This window comes from Streptomyces sp. ICBB 8177, assembly GCF_003144095.1.
Classification (GTDB): Bacteria; Actinomycetota; Actinomycetes; order Streptomycetales; family Streptomycetaceae; genus Streptantibioticus_D.
The window spans coordinates 1,178,766-1,194,391 of the sequence record NZ_NSKH01000023.1 but is presented as its reverse complement, the minus strand read 5'-3'; the positions used below and the strand labels follow the sequence as shown (position 1 = coordinate 1,194,391).

Annotated in this window: 14 protein-coding genes and 1 riboswitch; of the genes, 3 read left to right on the top strand and 11 right to left on the bottom strand. The window is 72.8% G+C overall.

The window, feature by feature from the left end:
- The first annotated feature begins 406 nt into the window (after positions 1–406).
- Positions 407–2,350 carry an AAA family ATPase gene (locus CK485_RS25715; protein ID WP_109454424.1) on the top strand — a complete coding sequence of 648 codons (1,944 nt, stop codon included), beginning with the start codon at positions 407–409 and terminating at the stop codon, positions 2,348–2,350.
- 35 nt (positions 2,351–2,385) lie between these two features.
- On the opposite strand, the gene CK485_RS25710 is transcribed toward CK485_RS25715, so the two are convergent.
- The 10 genes from CK485_RS25710 to ribD all read right to left on the bottom strand — a co-directional run bounded on the left by CK485_RS25710 (position 2,386) and on the right by ribD (position 11,123).
- Positions 2,386–3,486, bottom strand: a complete 1,101-nt coding sequence (locus tag CK485_RS25710; RefSeq protein ID WP_109454202.1) for a hemolysin family protein — start codon at positions 3,484–3,486, stop codon at positions 2,386–2,388.
- Complete coding sequence (locus CK485_RS25705) at positions 3,483–4,808, bottom strand: hemolysin family protein (protein WP_109454201.1); 1,326 nt, start codon at positions 4,806–4,808, stop codon at positions 3,483–3,485. Before CK485_RS25705 ends, CK485_RS25710 begins: the two co-directional genes overlap by 4 nt.
- Before the next feature lie 254 nt (positions 4,809–5,062).
- On the bottom strand, positions 5,063–5,524 hold the full coding sequence (locus CK485_RS25700; RefSeq protein WP_109454423.1) for a PH domain-containing protein: 462 nt from the start codon (positions 5,522–5,524) through the stop codon (positions 5,063–5,065).
- A 130-nt stretch (positions 5,525–5,654) separates the two neighbouring features.
- Positions 5,655–6,503: an ATP phosphoribosyltransferase gene (hisG, locus tag CK485_RS25695; protein WP_109454200.1), complete on the bottom strand. Its 849-nt coding sequence runs from the start codon at positions 6,501–6,503 to the stop codon at positions 5,655–5,657.
- A gap of 57 nt (positions 6,504–6,560) precedes the next feature.
- A complete protein-coding gene (locus CK485_RS25690; RefSeq protein ID WP_109454199.1) occupies positions 6,561–6,833 on the bottom strand; it encodes a phosphoribosyl-ATP diphosphatase in 273 nt (90 codons plus the stop codon).
- A gap of 34 nt (positions 6,834–6,867) precedes the next feature.
- On the bottom strand, positions 6,868–7,353 hold the full coding sequence (gene ribH, locus CK485_RS25685) for a 6,7-dimethyl-8-ribityllumazine synthase (protein ID WP_109454198.1): 486 nt from the start codon (positions 7,351–7,353) through the stop codon (positions 6,868–6,870).
- A 79-nt stretch (positions 7,354–7,432) separates the two neighbouring features.
- Positions 7,433–8,731 (bottom strand): bifunctional 3,4-dihydroxy-2-butanone-4-phosphate synthase/GTP cyclohydrolase II, encoded by a 1,299-nt coding sequence (locus tag CK485_RS25680; RefSeq protein ID WP_109454197.1) that lies wholly within the window; start codon positions 8,729–8,731, stop codon positions 7,433–7,435.
- Positions 8,728–9,381 (bottom strand): nicotinamide mononucleotide transporter family protein, encoded by a 654-nt coding sequence (locus CK485_RS25675; RefSeq protein ID WP_109454196.1) that lies wholly within the window; start codon positions 9,379–9,381, stop codon positions 8,728–8,730. The genes CK485_RS25680 and CK485_RS25675 overlap by 4 nt, the downstream gene beginning before the upstream one ends.
- Positions 9,378–10,022, bottom strand: a complete 645-nt coding sequence (locus CK485_RS25670; protein WP_109454195.1) for a riboflavin synthase — start codon at positions 10,020–10,022, stop codon at positions 9,378–9,380. The genes CK485_RS25675 and CK485_RS25670 overlap by 4 nt, the downstream gene beginning before the upstream one ends.
- Positions 10,023–11,123: a bifunctional diaminohydroxyphosphoribosylaminopyrimidine deaminase/5-amino-6-(5-phosphoribosylamino)uracil reductase RibD gene (ribD, locus tag CK485_RS25665; RefSeq protein ID WP_109454194.1), complete on the bottom strand. Its 1,101-nt coding sequence runs from the start codon at positions 11,121–11,123 to the stop codon at positions 10,023–10,025.
- A gap of 155 nt (positions 11,124–11,278) precedes the next feature.
- Positions 11,279–11,409, bottom strand: a riboswitch (FMN riboswitch).
- 287 nt (positions 11,410–11,696) lie between these two features.
- Here ribD and CK485_RS25660 point away from each other — a divergent pair.
- Positions 11,697–13,088 (top strand): solute carrier family 23 protein, encoded by a 1,392-nt coding sequence (locus CK485_RS25660; RefSeq protein WP_109454193.1) that lies wholly within the window; start codon positions 11,697–11,699, stop codon positions 13,086–13,088.
- A 93-nt stretch (positions 13,089–13,181) separates the two neighbouring features.
- The gene (locus CK485_RS25655) at positions 13,182–13,937 is read left to right on the top strand and encodes a DUF5995 family protein (protein ID WP_241968577.1); all 756 of its coding nucleotides are present in this window, start codon (positions 13,182–13,184) and stop codon (positions 13,935–13,937) included.
- On the opposite strand, the gene CK485_RS25650 is transcribed toward CK485_RS25655, so the two are convergent.
- The gene (locus tag CK485_RS25650; RefSeq protein ID WP_109454192.1) at positions 13,898–15,598 is read right to left on the bottom strand and encodes an NAD(P)/FAD-dependent oxidoreductase; all 1,701 of its coding nucleotides are present in this window, start codon (positions 15,596–15,598) and stop codon (positions 13,898–13,900) included. The genes CK485_RS25655 and CK485_RS25650 overlap by 40 nt on opposite strands.
- Between the last annotated feature and the right edge of the window lie 28 nt (positions 15,599–15,626).

Below are 15,626 nucleotides of genomic sequence, written 5' to 3'. Positions count from 1 at the left end.
TCAACGTGGCTTGACCTGGGGGGCGTACAGGACTTACGTTCTCAATGCGCGGTCCGTCATGGATCGCCCCGAGCACGAAGCCCCCGGTTGTTCCCCCGTGACCGGGGGCTTCGTCCTGTTCCGGGGCAGGCGGACTGTCCGTTTCGCCGGATAACGCCCCCCGTGGCCCTCACCCTCCGTCACGACGTCGCGGAAGCCGGTGCCGAGGCCGGTTCCTGGCCCGTTCCGCCGCCGGGCGGTGCGTCTCCCCCTCCCAGGCGCCAACACCGCAGGTACGATGCCCAAGGGAGTACGGCCGGTCGGTCACGGCGGTCGCTCCGGCGCCAACTTCCGTACCGGGAGCCGCTGTTCGGCCCCGGCCGGGAGGCGGCGGCAGGCCACGGGGGGCACGGTAGTGGGGGACCTGATGGACTTCGGCACTGAGGCGGTACCCCCGCAGGGCGGGGCGGGCTCCGGCGCCCCCGCCGATCTGGCGTGGCTGCGCGGCGTGGACGCCTACACGGTCGGCGCGTACGCGCAGGCGGAGGAGGAGTTCCGGGCTGCGGTGCGGCTGGACCCGGGCATGGCCGACGCCTGGCTCGGGCTGCACGCGCTGCGGGCCGACACCTCGACGGCGCTGCTGCGCATGTACCGGCACCGGGACCGCTTCGGCGAGCAGCGGCGCCGCTATCTGCGCTCCCTCAACTCCTGGTACTGGCTGGGCTGGTGGGTGCAGCCGGTGCTGGAGACGCAGCGTGACCTGCTGCTGGCGCACGCCTCCCACTGGCTGGACGGCCGGCACGTGGCCGATCTGGACCGGGCGCTGGCCGACTGCCCCCCGGTGGACACCGATCCGCAGGTGCGTTTCCTGCACGCGTGTCGTGCCTACCTGGTCAAGGACTGGGAGCAGCTGATACGCCACGCGGAACCGCTGCTCGAGGACCCGGTGCTGGGCATAGAGGCGGGGCTGTTCGGTGGGATGGCCCGGGTCAGGCTGGAGATGTGCGGGCAGGCGGAGCCGCTGCTGGCCACCGCGCTGATGCGCTGCCGCAGCGAGCAGCCGCAGCGCAAGGAGCTGCGCTACTGGCTGGCGCGCGCCTACGAGGGGACCGGGCGCACCGCGGCCGCCCTGCCGCTGTACCGGGCGGTGCACCGGGTGGACCCGGCGTTCATGGACACCGCCGCGCGGCTGGCCGCCATCACGGAGGCCGAGGACGGGCTGCACGAGTCGGGGGACCTGGCCGCGATCTCCCTGCCCGGCTACGGGCAGACCGCCCCGGACGGCCAGCCGGACGCCGACTCGGGAGCGCCCTACGACTCCCCCGGCGACGCAGGCGGGCCCGGCGAGGCGGCGGGCGAGGGCGGGGACGCGGCGGCGGGCGGCGCGGGCGGCCCGGTGACCGGCTCGGCGCCGGTGGACGACGCCGGGGCGCGGCGCAAGGCCCTGCTGCCGGTCTTCCCCGTCGCGCCGCAGGGCGTGCCGCTGGGCGCCGCAGATCCCGCGCTGCTGGCCGACGCACTGGCCGAGCTGGAGCGGATGGTGGGGCTTGAGCCGGTGAAGCGGCAGGTCAAGGCGTTGTCGGCGCAGCTGAGGATGGCCCGGTTGCGGGCCGGCCAGGGTCTTCCGGTACAGCCGCCGAAGCGGCACTTCGTCTTCTCCGGCCCGTCCGGCACCGGCAAGACCACGGTCGCCCGCATACTCGGCCGGGTCTTCTACGCGCTCGGGCTGCTCGGCGGCGACCACCTGGTGGAGGCCCAACGCGCCGATCTGGTCGGCGAGTTCCTGGGCCAGACCGCGGTGAAGGCCAACGAGCTGATCGACTCGGCGCTGGGCGGGGTGCTCTTCGTCGACGAGGCCTACAGCCTGTCCAACTCCGGCTACGGCAAGGGCGACGCGTACGGCGACGAGGCGTTGCAGGTGCTGCTCAAGCGCGCCGAGGACAACCGGGACCGCCTGGTGGTGATTCTCGCCGGGTATCCCGAGGGCATGGACCGGCTGCTGGCGGCCAACCCCGGCCTCGGCTCGCGGTTCACCACCCGGGTGGACTTCCCCAGCTACCGGCCGTTGGAGCTGACCCGCATCGGCGAGGTGCTGGCCGCCGACGGCGGCGACCACTGGGACGAGGAGGCGCTGGAGGAGCTGCGCAGCATCAGCGGTCACGTCGTCGCCCAGGAGTGGATAGACGAACTCGGCAACGGCCGCTTCCTGCGGACGCTGTACGAGAAGAGCTGCGCCTACCGCGACCTGCGGCTGTCGGCGTACACCGGCACCCCGACCCGGGAGGACCTGGCCACCCTGCGCCTGGCCGACCTGATGCAGGCCTACGGCGAGGTGCTGTCGGGCCGCGGGCCGGGGCAGCCGCCGCAGTGACGGCCGCCCCGGTCCGTCCCGGTCGCCGGCGCCGGTCAGCCCGCCAGCGCCCGCGACTGGGTGCCGGAGCGGGGGCCCGGCGCGGCATGGCCCGCGGCGTCCCGGTGAGCGGGGTCGCGCACCTCCCCGACCAGCATCTCCAGCACGTCCTCCAGCGCGACCAGGCCCAGCACCCCGCCGTCCGCGTCGGCGACCGCCGCCAGGTGGGAGGCGGCCCGGCGCATCGCGGTGAGCGCGTCGTCCAGCGGCAGTTCGGCCCGTAGCGTCGTCATCGGCCGCCACAGCCTGCGCGGCACCGGCCGGTCGCCCTCGTCGTTCTCGGCCGGTTCCAGGACGTCCTTGACGTGCAGGTAGCCCAGGAAGCCCCCGTCGGGGCCCGCGACCGGGAAGCGGGAGTAGCCGGTGGAGACCGTCAGCTCCTCGACCTGGTGCGGGGTGACCTCGGGGCCGACGGTGACCAGCTCGCCGGGGCGCAGCAGCACGTCGGTGACCGGGCGGCTGCCCAGCTCCAGCGCGTCGGACAGGCGCTCCTGAGCGGCCGGGTCGAGCAGGCCCGCCTGGCCGGAGTCCTCCACCAGGTAGGTGAGCTGCTCGCTGGTGTAGACGGCCTCGATCTCGTCCTTGGGCTCGACCCGGAAGAGCCGCAGCACCAGCCGGGCGCAGGCGCTCAGCACCACGATGACCGGCCGGAAGATACGGGCGCAGCCGACCAGGCCCGGGCCCAGCCACAGCGCCGCCTTCTCCGGGGAGGCCATCGCGAGGTTCTTCGGCACCAGCTCGCCGACCACCAGGTGGAAGAAGATCACCACGGCGAGCGCGACGACGTAGCCGATCGGGTGCACCAGCTCGCCGGGCACGTGCAGCGCGGAGAAGACCGGCTCCAGCAGGCGGGAGACGGTCGGCTCGGCGACGGCACCGAGGGTCAGCGAGCAGACGGTCACGCCGAACTGCGCGGCGGCCATCATCCGCGGCAGGTTCTCCAGGCCGTGCAGCACGGTGCGGGCCCGGCGCTGGCTCACCGCGAGCGGTTCGATCTGGCTGCGGCGCACCGAGACCATGGCGAACTCGGCGCCGACGAAGAAGCCGTTGCCGAGGACCAGCAGCGCCGCGAAGAACAGTTGCAGGACACTCGTCATGACCGCTCCTCGCGCCCCGCGCCCCGGCGCGTCAGCCGGATGCGTTCGGCCCGGTGGTGGCCGACCTCCAGCACCTCTATCCGCCAGCCGGGCAGCTCGGTGACGTCACCGGCCTGCGGGATGCGCCCGAGCAGGTCGGCGACGAGCCCGGCCACCGTCTCGTACGGGCCCTCCGGCGCGTCCAGGCCGATCCTGGCCAGGACGTCGGTGCGGCAGCCGCCGTCGGCGTCCCACGCCGGCCGGCCGTCCTGCGCCGGCGCCTGGAGAAGTTCCGGCGTGTCGGCGTCGGCGTCGTCGTGCTCGTCTCGGACCTCGCCGACGAGTTCCTCGACGATGTCCTCCAGGGTGACCACGCCGGCGGTGCCGCCGTACTCGTCCACGACCACGGCGATCGGCTGCTCGCTGCGCAGCTGCTCAAGCAGCGGCTGCACCGGCAGCGTCTCGGGGACCAGCAGCGGCGCCACCGCGATCCGGCCCACCGGGGTGCGATCGCGCAGGTGCTTGGGCACCGACAGCGCGTCCTTGAGGTGGACCATGCCGACCACTTCGTCCAGCCGCTCACGGTAGACCGGGAAGCGCGACAGTCCGGTGGCCCGGGTCAGGTTGAGCACGTCGGCCGCGGTGGTGGTGTCCTCCAGGGCGCTGACCTTGACGCGGGCGGTCATCACCGACTGTGCGGTCAGCTCGCCCAGGCCCGCGGTGCGCACGAACAGGTCCGCGGTGTCCTGCTCGATGGCTCCGGCCAGGGCGGAGTGCCGGGCCAGCGAGACCAGCTCGCCGGGGGTGCGGGCGGAGGCCAGTTCGTCGGTGGGCTCCACGCCCAGCGCGCGGACCAGGCGGTTGGCGGAGGCGTTGAGCAGTTCGATGATCGGGCGGAACAGGCGGCTGAAGGCGCGCTGCGGTCCGGCCACCATGCGGGCGACCGCCAGCGGCCGGGAGACCGCCCAGTTCTTGGGCACCAGCTCACCGATGACCATCTGCACGCTGGAGGCCAGCACCATGCCGAGCACCACGGCGACGCCGGACGCGGCCTCACCCAGGCCGATGGCGGTGAGCGGGCCGGCCAGCAGGTGGGAGAGGGCCGGCTCGGCGAGCATGCCGACCACCAGCGAGGTGATGGTGATGCCCAGCTGTGAGCCGGAGAGCTGGAAGGACAACTGGCGCAGGGCGGCCACGACGCCGCGGGCCCGGCGGTCACCGGCCGCGGCGGCCCGTTCGGCCTCCGGCCGGTCGACAGTCACCAGGCCGAACTCGGCGGCGACGAAGAAGCCGTTGGCCAGGATGAGCAGGAGTGCCGCACCGAGCAGCAGAAGGGAACTCATGCCGCCACCACCGCGCGCCGGGCGCTTCGGTCAGGGGCGGCGCAGGTACTACAGGACGATTCGTCCATCGCCGGAAAAGTGTCACTCCTCGGATCGTTCCGGTTCCCCGCGAGCCGCGCGCGGCGGCGCGGCTCGTACACAGCGGGGGCGGGCGCACCGGCGCCTCGCCCTTCCAGAGTAGTCAAGCCACGCCCCGCGGCGGGAGTCACGACGGGCCGTCGCCGCGCCGGGTTCCACCGGCGGTAGTGGACCGCTTACACGGCGTCCGCAGGACCGGTGCCCAGCGCGTCGGCGAGTTCGCGCAGCCTGCGCGCGTCGGTGACCGCCCGCTGCCGGGCGATGCCGGGCTGGATGCCCATCACCGCCAGGCTGGTGCCGTCGGCGAGGTCGAGGTAGACCCACGGATCGCCGGCCCGCAGGTTGACGCGCAGCACCTCGGCCCACGCCAGTCGGCGCACGGTGGTGAGGTTGACCACCGTGAGGCCTTCCTGGGTGGCGACCACTTTCGGACGGCTGAGCAGCGCCAGTACGGCGAAGATGATCAGCCCGGTGCCGATCATGGTGGCCCGGTCCGCCGCGGCCCAGGGCGCGGGCATGGCCAGGGCCACGGTGGCGAAGGTGACCAGCATGACGCTGCCCACCGTGAGCAGCACCACCCGGGTGCGCACCGGGCGGAAGGTGACCGGCAGTCCGGTCGGTTCGTCGGGTGCGGGCATGTCGGCGGTCTTCCCGGTACGGGACGCGGCGGAGGTCATGGTGGGCGCTTCGCAGGAGTTCGGGGGGCGGGTGGAACGGGGCGGGCGCGGCCCGGTGGCAGCCCGGGCGTCGTGCCGGGGCCGCCCGCGGTCACAGGCGGCAGGCGTGGATGCCGGTGGTCAGGATGGCGCGGGCGCCCAGCTCGTAGAGGTCGTCCATGATCCGCTGGGCCTCGCGGGCCGGGACCATGGAGCGCACGGCCACCCAGCCCTCGTGGTGCAGCGGGGAGATGGTGGGCGACTCCAGGCCCGGGGTGAGCGCCACGGCCGTCTCGACCTTCTCGGCGCGGATGTCGTAGTCCATCATCACGTAGCGCCGGGCGACCAGGACGCCCTGCATGCGGCGCAGGAACTGCTGGACCTTGGGCTCGTCCTGCGGCGCGCCGACGCGGCGGATGACGACCGCCTCGGACTCCAGGATCGGTTCGCCGATGATCTCCAGGCCCGCGTTGCGCAGGGTGGTGCCGGTCTCCACGACGTCCGCGATGACCTCGGCGACGCCGAGCTGGATCGCGGTCTCGACAGCGCCGTCGAGGTGGACCACGGAGGCGTCCACCCCGTTGTCGGCGAGGTGCTTCTCCACGAGTCCGGCGAAGGAGGTGGCGATCGTCATGCCGCCGAACTCCTTGACGCCGGTGGCCGTGCCGGGCCGGGTGGCGTAGCGGAACGTGGAGGCGGCGAAGCCCAGTTGGAGGATCTCCTCCGCCTGCGCCCCGGAGTCCAGCAGCAGGTCGCGGCCGGTGATGCCGATGTCGAGGCGGCCGGAGCCGACGTAGACGGCGATGTCCCTGGGGCGCAGGAAGAAGAACTCCACCTGGTTGTCGGCGTCGACCAGGACCAGTTCCCGGCGGTCCTTGCGCTGCCGGTAGCCGGCCTCATGCAGCATCGCCGACGCAGGCTCGGACAGTGAACCCTTGTTGGGGACGGCGATGCGCAGCATGGAGCGGTTTCCTTTACGACTCGTTGATCACGGAACGTGCGGACGCACTACGGATGGTCACAGGTGAGCGTATACGTCGTCGAGGGAGATTCCCCGGGCGACCATCATCACCTGAACGTGGTACAGGAGTTGGGAGATCTCCTCGGCGGTGGCGTCGGCGCCCTCGTACTCGGCGGCCATCCACACCTCGGCGGCCTCCTCGACCACCTTCTTGCCGATGGCATGGACGCCCTTGCCCACCAGCTCCGCGGTGCGGGAGGTGGCGGGGTCGCCCGAGGCGGCCTTGTCCTTCAGCTCGGCGAAGAGCTGCTCGAATGTCTTGTTCGCCATGGTGGTCCTACTCTACGTGCTCGGACCGCCGCGCTCAGCGCCAGGGCTCGGAGACGGACCGCAGGATCGCCGCCGTGGCGAGCGCCGCGGTGACCGCCTCGTGGCCCTTGTCCTCCGACGAGCCGGGCAGCCCGGCGCGCTCCAGCGCCTGCGCCTCGGTGTCGCAGGTCAGCACGCCGAAGCCGACGGGCACCCCGGTGTCCACCGAGACCTGGGTGAGGCCCGCGGTCACGCCCTGGCAGACGTAGTCGAAGTGCGGGGTGCCGCCGCGGATGACGACGCCCAGGGCGACGATGGCCTCGTAGCCCCGGGAGGCCAGCGCCTTGGCGACGACGGGCAGTTCGAAGCTGCCCGGCACCCGCAGCAGGGTCGGCTCGTCGATGCCCAGTTCGCGCAGCGCCCGCAGCGCGCCGTCGACCAGGCCGTCCATGACCTGCTGGTGCCACTGCGCGGCGATCACCGCGACCCGCAGGTCACTGCAGCTCTTCACGGTCAACTCGGGGGCGCCCTTACCGCTCACATCTCTCCTCGGTGCTTGTGTGCTGTCGTCGGTGCTTCGCGTTGGTACAGGTGGTGGTCGGTGCAGTCTGTCGTACCGGTCACTGGTTGCCGCAGGCCCCCGTGGGGCCGCCGTCCAGCCAGGGCAGGTCGTGGCCCATGCGGTCCCGCTTGGTGCGCAGGTAACGCAGGTTGTGCTCGCCGGCCTGGACCGGCATCGGCTCGCGCCCGTGCACCCGCAGGCCGTGCCGGACCAGGGCGTCCACCTTGTCGGGGTTGTTGGTCATCAGCCGCACGGAGCGCACCCCGAGGTCGGCGAGGATGCGCGCCCCCGCGCCGTAGTCGCGCGAGTCGGCGGGCAGGCCGAGTTCCAGGTTGGCGTCGAGCGTGTCGCGTCCGCGCTCCTGGAGTTCGTAGGCGCGCAGCTTGTGCAGCAGGCCGATGCCGCGGCCCTCGTGCCCGCGCAGGTAGATCACCACGCCGCGCCCCTCGGCGGCCACGCGTTCCAGCGACGCCTGCAACTGCGGACCGCAGTCGCAGCGCAGCGAGCCGAAGACGTCGCCGGTCAGGCATTCGGAGTGCACCCGCACCAGCACGTCCTCGCCGTCGCCGATGTCCCCGGTGGCGAGCGCGATGTGCTCGACGCCGTCCACCGTGCTGCGGTAGCCGTAGGCGCGGAAGTCGCCGAAGGCGGTGGGCAGCCGGGTGACGGCCTCGCGGCGCACCGTCGGCTCGCTGGTCTCGCGGTAGGCGATCAGGTCCTCGATGGAGATGATCGTCAGTCCGTGCTTGCGGGCGAACGGGACGAGTTCGGGCAGCCGCGCCATGGTGCCGTCCTCGTTGGCGATCTCGCAGATCGCGGCGGCCGGGCGCAGTCCGGCGAGCCGGGCGAGGTCGACGCCGGCCTCGGTGTGCCCGTTGCGGGTGAGGACGCCACCGGGGCGGGCGCGCAGCGGGAAGACGTGGCCGGGGCGCACGAAGTCGCCGGGGGCGCTGCCCGGGTCGGCGAGCATCCGCAGGGTGAGCGCGCGGTCGGCGGCGGAGATGCCGGTGCTGGTGCCGCGCGCGGGGGCGGCGTCGACACTGACGGTGAAGGCGGTGGTCATCGACTCGGTGTTGCGGGCGACCATCTGCGGCAACTCCAGCCGCTCCAGCGCGTCGGCCTCCATCGGGGCGCAGATCAGGCCGCGGCACTCGGTCATCATGAAGGCGACCAGTTCGGGGGTGGCGAGTTCGGCGGCGAAGATCAGGTCGCCCTCGTTCTCCCGGTTCTCGTCGTCCACCACGACGACCGGACGTCCGGCGGCGATGTCGGCGACGGCCTGCTGCACGGAGTCGAGCAGCGGGGTGCCCTCGCCTCGCGGGTCCTCGGGGTCGTACCAGGTCGGCGCGGTCGTCATGCCGGCGCTCCTTCCAGGGCTCCCGCGTCGGGGCGGGAGGTTCGGGTCCGCAGCCACCAGGCACGCAGGCCGAGCAGGACCAGGACGAAGTAGATGACGTAGACCAGGGCGGAGAACTTCAGGTCGCTGTCCCAGGCGAGCGGTACGCCGACCAGGTCGACGGCGAGCCAGGCGAACCAGAACTCGACCCAGCCGCGGGCCATGGCGACCATCGCGGCGAGCGTGCCGACGAAGATGTACGCGTCCGGCCAGGGATTCCACGACAGCGAGGGGAAGAGCGTGAACAGGCCGACGACCGCGAGGGTGCCGACCGCGGTGCCGCCGACCAGCCCGCCGCGTTCGCGCCAGGTGGCGAAGCGCACCTCGACCTGTCCCGACTCGCGCCGGCCGCGGTGCCACCGGATCCAGCCCCAGGCGGCGACCACCACGACAAGCAGTTGCTTGCCGACGCCGCCGGTCAGGTGAGCCGACCAGTAGGCGACCACCAGCACGGCGCCGGACAGCAGTTGGACCGGCCAGGCCGACAGCGCGCGGCGCCAGCCGAGCGCGAGCCCGGCCAGACCCAGCAGGTTGCCGGTCATGTCGGCCCATTTGACGTGTTCGCCGAAGACGGAGAACGCGACGCTGTTGAGCGAGGCGAGAGAGCTCACCGCCCGGCCTCCGTCCCGAGCGGCCCCGCGGCGGACGCTCCGGCGCCGGGCGCGCGGTCCCCGAGCAGCCGCTCGACGTACTTGGCGAGCACGTCGACCTCCAGGTTGACCGGGTCGCCGGGCTGCTTGATGCCGAGGGTGGTGAGCGCGAGGGTGGTGGGGATGAGGCTGACGGTGAAGAAGTCGTCACCGGCGTCCACGACGGTGAGGCTGATGCCGTCGACCGTGATGGAGCCCTTCTCGACCACGTACCGCGAAAGCTGCTTCGGCAGGCCGACCTTGACGATCTCCCAGTGCTCGCCGGGGACGCGCTCCAGCACGGTGCCGGTGCCGTCCACGTGGCCCTGGACGAGGTGGCCGCCGAGCCTGCCGCCGAGCGCCATCGGCCGCTCCAGGTTGACGCGGGTGCCGACCTGGAGCGCGCCGAGGCTGGAGCGCTTGAGGGTCTCGGCCATCACGTCGGCGGTGAAAGCACCGTCGGCGGTGTCGACCACGGTCAGGCAGACCCCGTTGACGGCGATCGAGTCGCCGTGCTCGGCGTCCTCGGTCACCAGCGGGCCGCGCAGGGTGAACCGGCAGGAGTCGCCGAGGTTCTCGACGGCGGTGACCTCACCCAGCTCTTCGACGATTCCGGTGAACACTCAGTTCTCCTCAGTGCGGCGGGGATACGCGGTGACGCGCAGGTCGGGGCCGAGCGTGGCGGTCTCCGCCACGTCGAGCCGCAACGCCCGCGCGATGGTGGTGATTCCGGCGTCGGCGAGGACCGCGGGTCCGGCGCCGAGCAGGGCGGGGGCGAGATATCCGGTGACCTTGTCGACGGCGTCCGCCGCGACGAAGGCGCCGGCCAGAGTGGGGCCGCCTTCCAGCAGGACGGAGCGCACGCCGCGTTCGTACAGCGCGGCCAGCAGCGCGGGCACGTCCAGCCCGCGTCCGCTCGCCGCCCTCGGCAGCCGTACGACCTCGGCCCGCCCCTCCAGGTGGTTCGCGCCGGCGTCGTCCGCCACCGCGACCAGGGTGGGCGCGGCGTCGTCGAGCACGCGGGCGGTGGGGGCGACGGTGGCGTGGGTGTCGAGGACGACGCGCAGCGGCTGGGTGACGTCGCCGTCCAGGCCGCGTACGGCGAGGTGCGGGTCGTCGGCGCGCAGGGTGCCGGAGCCGACGAGCACGGCGTCGGACTCGGCGCGCAGCCGGTGGACGTCGGCGCGGGCCGGGCCGGAGGTGATCCAGCGGCTGGTGCCGTCGGCGGCGGCGACCCGGCCGTCGAGCGTCGCGGCGTACTTCCAGTGGACGAAGGGTCGGCCGAGGCGGATGGCGGTCAGCCATGCCTCGTTGCCGCGCGCGGCCTCGGCCTCCAGCAGTCCGCTCTCGGTGTCGATCCCGGCGGCGCGCAGGGTGGTGGCGCCGCCCGCGGCGCAGGGGTCGGGGTCGCTGACGGCGTGCACGACGCGGGCGATGCCGGCGGCGATGAGCGCCTGGGCGCAGGGCCCGGTGCGGCCGGTGTGGTTGCAGGGCTCCAGGGTGACGACGGCGGTGCCGCCGCGGGCCCGCTCGCCCGCCTCGCGCAGCGCGTGGACCTCGGCGTGCGGGCCGCCGGCCCTGCGGTGCCATCCCTCGCCCGCGAGGCGGCCCGCCGCGTCGAGGACGACGCAGCCGACGACCGGGTTGGGGCTGGTGGAGCCGAGGCCGCGGGCGGCGAGCGCGATCGCGCGCCGCATCGCGTCGGTTTCCTCGGGGGTGGCCACCGGGTCCTCCTGCCTCTTCGGGCACGGACTCCGGGGCGATATGGGACTGCCACGGGACGCTTCGCACGGGGAACGCCGGGACGGCCGAGGACCGTCGCACACGGCGTGGAGCCGACTGCGGCGACCGCTCGGGGCGGCGTACCCGTGAGGTCCCGCCGCGCACTGCCTCCCATCCGGACTTTAACCGTCGGTCCAGGAATTTCACCTGGTCAACCGGCCGCTGGCAGCGGACGGGTCGCGGACTGTAACCGCCGGTTCGGACTTTCACCGACCCCGGAGTGCGCCAAACGTCACTGGTACGTCTTCAGTCTGCCACGGACGGCTCGGCGCATGCGGCCGGGTCCTTGTGGCCTGGGTCACATGAGCACGACAAGTCGGGATGTTTCACCGGTTGTCCGGGCGCGCCCCGGCCGGGCTCCAGCGCGGCGCGCCGGTCCCGCGAGGCACGGGCCGGTGGACGGCCGCCGCAGGACACCGAACTACGATGTCGGGCGGTTCATCCCGCGAACAGACGGATCGTCCCGCGGGAAGGCCACCCGAGACCGATCGACTGAAGGACACGGAGCACAGCGAATGGGCCTGGGCGTGCGCTGGACCCTGCACGGCGACGGGCGCACCCCCGCCCCCGGCGCGGTCGTCAGACCCGACGAGCGGCTGAGCTGGCCGCGCACGGCGGGGCTGGGCGCCCAGCACGTGGTGGCGATGTTCGGGGCGTCCTTCGTGGCGCCCGTCCTGATGGGGCTCAACCCGAACCTCGCGATCATGATGTCGGGCATCGCGACGATGATCTTCCTGCTGGCGACGCGCGGGCGGGTGCCCAGCTACCTCGGCTCCAGCCTGTCGTTCGTGGGGGTGGCGGCGGTCATCCGCGCCCAGGGCGGCGGCACGCCCGCGGTGACCGGCGCGATCCTGGTGGTCGGCGCGGTGCTGTTCGCGGTGGGGCTCGCGGTGCGCAGGTTCGGGGCCCGGGTCATCCACGCGGTGATGCCGCCGGTGGTCACCGGCGCGGTGGTCATGCTGATCGGCTTCAACCTGGCACCGGTGACGGCGACCACGTACTGGCCGCAGGACCAGTGGACGGCGCTGCTGACGATGCTGGTGACCGCGCTGGCCATCATCGGGCTGCGCGGCTTCTGGTCGCGCATCGCGATCTTCCTCGGGCTGGTCTTCGGCTACGCGGTCTCCTGGGTCTTCGACCGCGTCTTCGGCCGCATCCACTCGGTGGACGGCTCGGGCCACGTCACGTCGCACTGGCGCCTGGACCTGTCGGGCGTGGGCAGGGCGCACTGGGTCGGGCTGCCGCCGCTGCACGGTCCCGCCTTCCACTGGTCGGCGGTGCTGGTGGCGCTGCCGGTGGTGATCGCGCTCGTCGCGGAGAACGCGGGTCACGTCAAGGCGGTCGGCGAGATGACCGGCGACCCGCTGGACGACAGCCTGGGCACGGCGATCGCGGCGGACGGCGCGGCGACGGTGCTCTCCACCTCGTTCGGGGGCCCCGCGACCACCACGTACTCCGAGAACATCGGGGTGATGGCGGCGACCCGCGTCTATTCCACGGCCGCCTACTGGGCGGCGGCGTGCTTCGCCCTGCTGTTCGGCCTGTGCCCGAAGTTCGGCGCGATCGTCGCGGCGATCCCCGGCGGGGTGCTCGGCGGCATCACGGTGATCCTCTACGGCATGATCGGCCTGCTGGGCGCCCAGATCTGGACGCACAACCGGGTGGACCTGCGCAATCCGCTGCACCTGGTGCCGGTCGCGGCGGGCGTCATCATCGGCATCGGCGGGGTGAGCCTGCACATCAGCGGCAACTTCGAGCTGAGCGGGATCGCGCTGGGCACGATCGTGGTCCTCGTCGGCTACCACGGCCTGCGCGCCCTGGCCCCCGCCCACATGAAGCGGCCCCCCGGTGAACCGCTGCTGGACGAGGGCACGTCCGGTTACGACGAGGGCCGGGCGCAGGACTGACGGCTCGCGCCGGACCCGGCGGGGATCGCTCGTTGTGGGGACGCGGCGTCGTGCCGTCGTGGCGGGGCGCCCGGGCGCTGCCAGGCTTGCGCCATGCCTTCCGTGGACGCCGTGGTGGCGCGGATGACCGCGCTGTCGGCCGCGCTGCCCCCGCACGACGGGGTCGCGGTGTTCAACGCGGTCTACCTGTCGGTGACGCGCGAGCTGAACGCGCGCCTGGGAAGCGGCTTCTTCCCGCACCCGGGCCACACCGCCGAGTTGGGCGCCCGGTTCGCGGCGCGGTATCTGCTGGCCGTCGACGCGGACGCGGCCGGCGGCCGTCCGCCCGACTGCTGGCGCCCGCTGTTCCGGCTGCGCCACCACCGCGAGGTCCGTCCGACGCAGTTCGCGCTGGCCGGGATCAACGCCCACGTCGGGCACGACCTGCCACTCGCGGTGGTCGACACATGCGCGGCCCTGGGGGTCGAACCGCCCGCGGTGGAGGCCGACTTCGAGCGGGTCGGCGACGTGCTGGAGACGATCGAGGAGCGGGTCCGCGAGGAGCTGATGCCGGGACCCGACCTGCTGGAGCTGGCCGATCCGCTGACTCATCTGCTGGGCTCGTGGAGCCTGGAGCGGGCCAGGGACGCCGCCTGGTCGACGGCGTGCCTGCTGTGGCGGCTGCGCGAACTCCCCACGGTGCACGAGGAGTTCGCGCGGCGTCTGGACGCGGGCGTGGGCCTGGTGGGCCGCTGCCTGCTGACCCCGTTGCCGTACGGGTCCGGCCCACGGCGGGTCGCCCCGGAAGGGCTGCCGTACCCGATCGCCCGTCAGTCCTCCGGGAGTTCGACCGGGGCGATCTCGTCGTAGACGTCGCCGGGGCCGGGGTTGGACGGATCGGTGGCGCCACCGAGGTGGTGCATGACCCCCCACACCGCGTTGAGCGCGGTCTGCACGGCGCCCTCGGCCCAGCCCGCGGTCCAGGAGATGTCGTCGCCGGCGAGGAAGATGCCGCGCTTGTCCTGCGGCAGCCGGTCCTGCATGAAGTGGGTGAACAGCCGCCGCTGGTACCGGTAGTGACCCGGCAGGTTGGCCTTGAACGCGCCCATGAAGTAGGGCTCGTCCTCCCAGGAGATGGTGACCGGGTTGCCGATGATGTGCTTGCGGATGTCGACCTTGGGATAGATCTCGCCGAGCGACTTGAGCATGACCTCCAGACGCTCGTTGGGGCTCAGCGGCAGCCACTTGAGGCTGTCGTCGCACCAGGTGTACGACAGGCAGATCACCGCGGGCTTGTCGGGGCCGTCGTCCAGCAGGTAGGTGCCGCGGGTCATGCGGTCGGTGAGCGTCATGCTCATGGTGTCGCGTCCGGTCTCCGGGTCCGGGTCCAGCCAGAACGGCCGGTCCACGGGCACGAAGAGCTTGGAGGACTCCATGTAGTGGGTGCGCTCGATGGCCGTCCAGTGGTCGATCGGGAAGAGCGCGTCGTCGCAGTCGATCTTCGACAGCAGCATCCAGCTCTGCGCGGTGAACACGACCGCCTTGTACGAGCGGATGTCGCCGGAGGCGTCGGTGACGGTGGTGCGGTTGCCCGCGGTGCGGTGCAGCCGGGTCACCGCCGGGCGCGGGGTGCCGCCGTGCAGCGAGGACAGGGAGGTGCCGGGCGCCCAGTGCACCAGCTTGGCGGGCTCGTCCTCCCACAGCCGCAGCGGGAGCTGCTGGCTGCCGCCGACGATGCCGCGGTGGTCGTCGTCCGCGCCGGTGTAGACGACGCGCAGGATCTCCAGGATGGAGTTGGGGAAGTCGGTGTCCCAGCCGCCGGTGCCGAAGCCGACCTGGCCGAAGATCTCCCGGTGCCGGAAGCTCTTGAAGGCCGGGGAGTCGCACAGGAAGCCGTAGAAGGTCTGGTTGTCGAGCTTGTCGACCAGTTCCGCCCAGATCTCCCGGATCGCCGTCACGTCGCGCTCGCGGATGGCGCGCTGCATCTCGCAGAAGCGGGCGCCGTCCTCCAGGCAGGCGTTCCAGGCGTCCATCACCTGGTGGTAGACCTCGGGCAGGTCGTCCAGGGTGCGGGCGTAGTGCGACTCGCCCTTGAGGTCGACGACCGTCGAGGGGGTGTCGGGCGCCAGCGGGTTGGGGAAGGCCTTGGTGGTCAGGCCCACCTTGTCCACGTAGTGCTGGAACGCGGTCGAGCACGGCGGGAAGCGCATCGCGCCCATCTCGGCGGTCAGGCTCGGGTCGCAGCCGTCGAAGCCCTCGGTGCGCAGCCGTCCGCCGATCCGGTCGGCCTCGTAGACGACGGGCTTCAGCCCCATCTTCATCAGCTCGTACGCTGCGACGATGCCGGACAGGCCACCGCCGATGACCGCCACCTCGGTGCCGTGCTCGGTCGCGGGGACGGAGCCGAGCCCGGCCGGGTGGGCCAGGTAGTCGTCGTAGGCGTAGGGGAAGTCCGGACCGAACATGGTCACCGGCCGGGCCGCGGGCTGCTCCTGCTCGTCGTGGACGGCGGTGGGCACGGTGGAGGTCATGGGCGTGTTTCTCCTTGGAGCGGGGCGG